The sequence below is a fragment of the Flavobacterium sp. genome, from assembly GCF_965657075.1.
Lineage (GTDB): Bacteria > Bacteroidota > Bacteroidia > Flavobacteriales > Flavobacteriaceae > Flavobacterium.
Window position 1 is genome coordinate 1 of record NZ_CBFHMV010000041.1, and the last position, 6175, is coordinate 6175.

General features: G+C 33.6%; 7 protein-coding genes. 1 reads left to right on the forward strand and 6 read right to left on the reverse strand.

What is annotated here, in order from left to right; translation table 11 throughout:
* Positions 1–167: 167 nt before the first annotated feature.
* Genes ACTF56_RS12625 through ACTF56_RS12645 form a run of 5 tightly spaced genes read right to left on the reverse strand, consistent with a single transcriptional unit; the run spans position 168 to position 4735 of the window.
* Positions 168–533, reverse strand: a complete 366-nt coding sequence (locus ACTF56_RS12625) for a hypothetical protein (RefSeq protein ID WP_438967267.1) — start codon at positions 531–533, stop codon at positions 168–170.
* A 47-nt stretch (positions 534–580) separates the two neighbouring features.
* Entirely contained in the window at positions 581–2017 is a 1437-nt protein-coding gene (locus ACTF56_RS12630) for a hypothetical protein (protein WP_438967268.1), read from the reverse strand.
* Positions 2014–2712 carry a hypothetical protein gene (locus tag ACTF56_RS12635; RefSeq protein ID WP_438967269.1) on the reverse strand — a complete coding sequence of 233 codons (699 nt, stop codon included), beginning with the start codon at positions 2710–2712 and terminating at the stop codon, positions 2014–2016. Before ACTF56_RS12635 ends, ACTF56_RS12630 begins: the two co-directional genes overlap by 4 nt.
* 8 nt (positions 2713–2720) lie before the next feature.
* Entirely contained in the window at positions 2721–3938 is a 1218-nt protein-coding gene (locus ACTF56_RS12640) for a hypothetical protein (RefSeq protein ID WP_438967270.1), read from the reverse strand.
* Between the two features lie 53 nt (positions 3939–3991).
* Entirely contained in the window at positions 3992–4735 is a 744-nt protein-coding gene (locus tag ACTF56_RS12645) for a hypothetical protein (protein ID WP_438967271.1), read from the reverse strand.
* A gap of 374 nt (positions 4736–5109) precedes the next feature.
* On the opposite strand from ACTF56_RS12645, the gene ACTF56_RS12650 reads away from it, so the two are divergent.
* On the forward strand, positions 5110–5577 hold the full coding sequence (locus ACTF56_RS12650; RefSeq protein ID WP_438967272.1) for a hypothetical protein: 468 nt from the start codon (positions 5110–5112) through the stop codon (positions 5575–5577).
* Positions 5578–5661: 84 nt separating this feature from the next.
* Here the strand turns inward: ACTF56_RS12650 and ACTF56_RS12655 are convergent, their stop codons facing one another.
* A complete protein-coding gene (locus tag ACTF56_RS12655) occupies positions 5662–5847 on the reverse strand; it encodes a hypothetical protein (RefSeq protein ID WP_438967273.1) in 186 nt (61 codons plus the stop codon).
* Positions 5848–6175 lie beyond the last annotated feature (328 nt).

Here is a 6175-nt window from a genome sequence, read left to right on the forward strand (position 1 = left end):
ACCTCCAAATAATTGTCCTAGAAATCCACCTAATCCTTGCATAAAAGTAGGATTTTGAGCCATACCCAATAAATTTTGACCAAAAGAGGGGGAAACAGGTGATCCAATAGGAGTTCCTGTATATTGAGGTTCTGGAAGATTAAAATCTGTTCTCATTATTATCTCTCTTATAAGGTGATAAACATATTATTGGTACCTAAATGAGTCATCCCAGTATCGGTAACAAAAATTATTCGGCAATTTCTTTCTCCGCTTGGAATAGTAGAAACTTTTGCTGTATTCATTTCTTCATACGTAACGATTATTTTGAAACGATATTCAGGATTAGCTACTCCTATATAATTATTTTTAATATTTATACGATATGTATTGTCAGAAATATCGTACAATGTGCCTCCTTTATGAGCCTCTTTATCTTCTAATTTCTGGATATTGACATCATTTTGTTCTGGATTTTTATAGCGTTCATCCGATAAAAAAGTTTGTAATTGATTGACGAGCTGATTAAAGAAAGTTCGCCAACTATGATCCATTTTTCCATTTTCATCTAATAAATTCTGAACCGGTACATTTGTAATATTCATCGAAATACCTCCATACTTCCCCCAATAACAACAAAACGTGACGTTGGATCTACGACGGGCTGAATAGGAGGAGGGGGCGGAAAGGGATTACCACTCCAAAATTGGAATTTAAAAGTGATATCATTTGCGGCACCTAGATTCCAAAATCTCAATCGATTTCTTCGATTTCCATAATTATTAAGTTCTTTACTTAATACGTTTCCAAAAGAAGCATCTCCATCTTTTGAAACAGACAATAAAAGTTTTTGAACTTCATAGGATGCCCCTTGTTCCATGGTTATGCTTAAATTATTAACAATAAATCGTTCCGCATCAGGCGTTCTATAAGGTTTAGTAATTCTTATTCTTGGAATTGATTCACTATTATAGGTAGTAAAATTAGACCCAAAACGATAAAGACCAGCATCTTTATTACTGATGAAATAATTTTCATTGTTGAAAAAAGCAGCTCTTTTTGCAATATGTGCATCAAGATTTTCATTCGTTAATGTGTAAAATCTATGAGTATTAAAATCATACGTTAAACTTAAATTATCCGAGAAAAAAGTAATCTGATAAAAAATATGACCATTCTCTTGAAAAAGAAATGCTGAAGAATCTTCTGGAGTTTGTATTTGATCTAATAAAAATTCAATTCCATCAGTTGCTAATGGGAATGGATTGCCTCCTTTAGAAATTAAAATAGTAGGACCCGAACTTCTATTTTGTCCTAACCATACCAACAAATCAAATTCAGCAGCTAATGTTTCTGGACTTAATATTCCATAGTTTATTGCTAAAGAATTATCACGTTGATAGGGAAATAACGTATTTCCTACATCATGCCATATTTCACTTACCGATTGTCCCATTACAAATAATTGACGTCTAAATTCAATGACAACTCTAGGACGATCCCCTTTCGTTTCTAATATTCCTATATTTTCAGGATTAGAAGGCCATGAAGTCGCATCATTTGGATCAGATAATCTCCATTGGTTTGAATTTGAATCACTTGCAATAAAATATCCATCTTGAAAAGTAATATAATTAGGAACAAATGGAACAGGAACCACAACAAAACTATTAGCACTATGATTAAACACATAGACATTATTAGTTAAATCAACAATCGCTATTTGATCTATTCCATTTTCCGTTATGTAAACCGGTCCCTCACTACTATTAAGAATGCCAATTTGTGTCACTCCTAATGCGGGAGAAACGGTATAAACACCATCATCTATCACTGAAATCAAATGGTTATAAGGAACACTCCTAAATATTTCTCTTCCCTTTCCGATGGGTCTAAAATCAAATAATTTTTGATAGCCTGAATATGGCACTAACGCTTCATCAGAAATAATCATATTGTAGGTATTCTCAATAGAGATTTTATTGTATCGACCAAATCGAGTACTGCCGACTATATCCAAGAGGACTTCTTTTCTCATGGTCTCCATCCTCTTAATATATTTACCTGATAGTAATCAACGTATCCTCCTTTAGAAAGGGTGGATATTTTTTTATAATTAAAATCAATCGGATTTACATCCACACAATTATTTTCAAGTTCTTGTAAAACTTGTTCTTTCCCAGGATCAAAAGAAATTGAATTAAATTGACAAATTCTTTTTGCTAAAAGATACATTAAATAACTTTGATAAAATTTATCAATTCGATCATTTAACTCATCATCGAGTGAAACTTCTAATAAAGAAAATCTTCCGGTAGCTGTGAAAAAATCAATTTGTGAACTTGGCGTAAAATATAAATAAAGTCGAGTTCCATTTAATATTCTTTCTGGATAATACGTAAACGGAAGACTTTCTATATTTTCAGCACGTGAGGTTCCCCAATAGCGATAGCGCGCTTGTCTTTGCATTTGATAACGTACTTCATCAATATTAAAAGTAAGCGCATCTAATACTATCAATCCTTCTATATCATATTGAGATTGGCCCCCTATTGAAGGAATTTGCAAATGATCATAATAAGGAATAAAACGACCCGTTCCGGATTTTTCGGAAAGAATCAAATTCAATAATTCCAATCCATCTGCTATTTGTGCACCAGAGACCGTTTCTAAATCCCTAGAGACAATAGCAGATAGATAATAGGATCGAGTAATCAGTTCCCGTACTAACACAAGATTCCTTATTGAGTTAAAGGAAAAACTATAGACATCGCATATTGGGGCACTAATGACGATCCCCATATTGCACTATGTATAAATCGTCGTGTACTATTATTAAGATCACTACCAAAAGAAAGTCTCATAGAAATTCCAGTATCTGGATCGGATTCATTAGCACTAAAGTAAGGTTCTTGAGTGGGCAATTGTGGCATTGCTAAAAATAAACCACCACCCGAACATACCATTCCACGTCTATGACTAGGAACCCCTAACACATTATCCACACCCAAATTAATATCTCGACTTAAATTTAATTTTTGTGGATCGCCATCAGAAGGTTGAATAAGAGGATAAGAAATATTTACTAAGGCATTTCCTCCGCCATCTGAAACAGAATCGATAGTTGCTCTGAATTGTACTTTTAATGGAGATATCGCTTTACCTTGATACGTTCTAAAAAATAAGTCACTTTGAACAGTAAATAAATCATTTTCTTTAACGGCATCCGGATCATTGAAACCAAATCCTGATAATACCAATTGAGTAGTAGTAGGTCGTGCAGCAATTATTAAATTTGTACCATTTTGGGCTGCATTTCCAGCTATATGAACGGGCAATAAATTTGATCGACAAAATGTTGCTTGATCAAAATCACCAACCATCCAACTATTAGCCATTTTTTCATTTCTTGAAGGTACAAATTGATTCGCACCCGTATTAACGATATCCGATTCTGCACGTAAACTCAGATATACATAGGTATCACTATAGACGGCGCCAAATGATCTAAAATCAGCAAGCATTGATCCTAACTGACCAAAACTATTAATTGGATTTATACCATCTCCAAAAAAACGAAAAGGAACTAATGAATTACGAGCAACATTTTCTTCTATAGAGGCGCCTAATTCACCAACAGCTGGGCGCCCATATCTCTTCATATAGCGTTCAACATTAAAAATCCATTCTTGATCCGTAAAATTTACAGTAACATTTCTAGCCTGATCTACTGTCAAAGAATGAACATTCTGTACTAAATCCTGATCGACAGCCACCAATCCTGCATTACTGGTTAATTGAACAGGAGAATCAAAAGTTACCGTTTGTCCTAAATTAGTAGGAATTTTATTAAATTCATTAAATTCGGTATTTGCTGTACCAATAAAACAATTTGCATTACTCAATAGAGCTAAATCACTTATTTGATAGGTTTGAACATCTTGTAAAATATTAGGCATCGTAAAATCTCCATAATTATTATCTTATGGTGATAAACTGGAGACACTTATTATTAGACTGTGTATATTTTTTTATAGTCCCGTAGTGTCAGTGGCGCATCACCATGATTAACACTAGTAGGCTTTAATTGTTCTAATGGAGGACGATGAGGAGATTCTTTAGACCCTTCCTGATTCGTCTTAATTGAATTGGACAATTTATTGATTTCATGAATCGCTAATTGAGGAGGAAGACTCCGAAGTGTTGCAATTTTAGAAGGATTTTTAGCCAGATCATATAAAATATCACCCGCATTATCCGCTTCATTTGCATACGCTAAAATCTCAGGAATTTCCTGAATATTTAAAACTTTTGTTACTTCGTCATAATCAGGATATCGAGATTTTGCCATTTCTACTTTCTGATGTAATTCAGAAAATAAACGCCTAGCATTCTCTTCTAATAATTTCTGTTCTTGCTTTTTAGCTTCTTCTTCATGAAGCTTTCGCATTTCTTCCGATATCATTGAACGATAACGATTTTCATCAAAATTAGAAGGCGACGAACTATTTTGAATAGATTGCGGAATAGATTCAGAATTATTATTTTCTACATTATTTTTAGAAAATTCCGCCAAGGCAGCTTCATATCCCTTTTTATATGCTTTCTCTTTTCCTACTCGAACCAAATCATTTACAGTATCGGGCTCCAGAATTTTAGGTCCATTTGGATTACTATTTATCTGTTGCGAATTATTCGCAGGCGATACCGATGTACTGGTCTCCGAATTTTTACTTTCATCTCCAATATCAGACATTAAAACCTCTTTTATAGACTTTAACCCCGTCTTCGGTATTGCCATGATGGCCCAGCTAACCGTGCATGTCGGCCTAAGTTGACCTACTTAGGAAAGTATTGTCTTTTACGACCCGCCTTAAAGGAAGCGTTCCTTGATTTAGATATAATAATATATTTTAAAAATAATGTCTACTACATGTGTATGATGATATGGAGGATTGCTATTCTTTTGTGAATTGATTAATCATCAAAAATTGATAATATAATAGTTTCAAATGTCTGGAATCGAAATAACCCTACTTTTCACGAAGTCTTAAGTTCCACTTAGGATATTGCCGTAAGGTATAGTGAAAGTGGGGTTATTTTTGTGTGTAAAATATACAAATAAATAAAATGATTATTGTTGACGATTTAAAAGAAGTAGTTATAAAACCTGCTTTAAAAATAATAAAAATGGAAAATAATGAGGAATCATCTATTAATCTATTATTAGGTACCTGTGCACAAGAATCTAAAATGGGAACATTTCTTACACAAATGGGGGGCGGCCCGGCGCTCGGTATATTTCAAATGGAAAAAGAGACTCATGAAGATATATGGACCAACTGGATAGAATTAAGATGGCAAATATTTGGACGATTAAAGTATTATAAATTTTATAGAAATTTCGAAAGATTAGGATGGGATTTAATGTATGCTGCTATTATGGCGAGAATTCATTATTTTAGAGTAAAAGAATCTATTCCAAAAAAAGATGATATTGAAGGAATGGCTCACTATTGGAAAAAATATTACAACACAGAAAAAGGGAAAGGGACTATAGAAGAATTCATAAAAAATTATAATAAGTTTGTTAAATAATCTACCTAGGGATGGTGAACTTACTATTCCACTTAAGATATTTCGTTAGAAACGTCTCATTACCCTAGGTTTTACGCTTTTACTCTATTTCTTTCTATATTTAGCGAAGGTTTTTGCAAGATTAATTCTACGTTTTACTTTAGTGGACGTTCTTGGAGAAGATAATTTTTTATCCATCCACGCCGTGGATATGGTACCCTTTTTTGTAATTCCACCAGATTGAGAAGCCATTCTTCGTAGAGCGCCTTTTTTCTTTACTGCAGTTTTCATCCACTGATCACTATAGCGACGTCGTGACAAATTGTCACGGACTGAAATTACCTGCTTCCTGTCACCTACTTTTTTTTTTGTTTTTTCTATCCATTCTGATGCTTGATTTCATATTAGAGGCTTTTAATCCTCCTACTGATTTTGATGACTTTTTAGATTTTTTATTACCGTATTTCATTTTATTCTCCTGTTGGTAACAATTCTTTAATGGCTTTTTGAAGATTCAACTGATGCTCTCTCCAACTCGATATTTCTTTCATTGCTAACTCAGCTGCTTTGGCTTGCTTTTCCGTCTCTGCTTTTGTGAGTTGGACATGACTATCTACCA

What these genes read in the sequence shown, in the direction of transcription:
- ACTF56_RS12625 (WP_438967267.1), bottom strand. Translation starts at nt 533, where the DNA reads ATGGATCATAGTTGGCGAACTTTCTTTAATCAGCTCGTCAATCAATTA.
- ACTF56_RS12645 (WP_438967271.1), bottom strand. Translation starts at nt 4,735, where the DNA reads ATGTCTGATATTGGAGATGAAAGTAAAAATTCGGAGACCAGTACATCG.
- ACTF56_RS12640 (WP_438967270.1), bottom strand. Translation starts at nt 3,938, where the DNA reads ATGCCTAATATTTTACAAGATGTTCAAACCTATCAAATAAGTGATTTA.
- ACTF56_RS12650 (WP_438967272.1), top strand. Translation starts at nt 5,110, where the DNA reads ATGATTATTGTTGACGATTTAAAAGAAGTAGTTATAAAACCTGCTTTA.
- ACTF56_RS12655 (WP_438967273.1), bottom strand. Translation starts at nt 5,847, where the DNA reads ATGAAAACTGCAGTAAAGAAAAAAGGCGCTCTACGAAGAATGGCTTCT.
- ACTF56_RS12630 (WP_438967268.1), bottom strand. Translation starts at nt 2,017, where the DNA reads ATGAGAAAAGAAGTCCTCTTGGATATAGTCGGCAGTACTCGATTTGGT.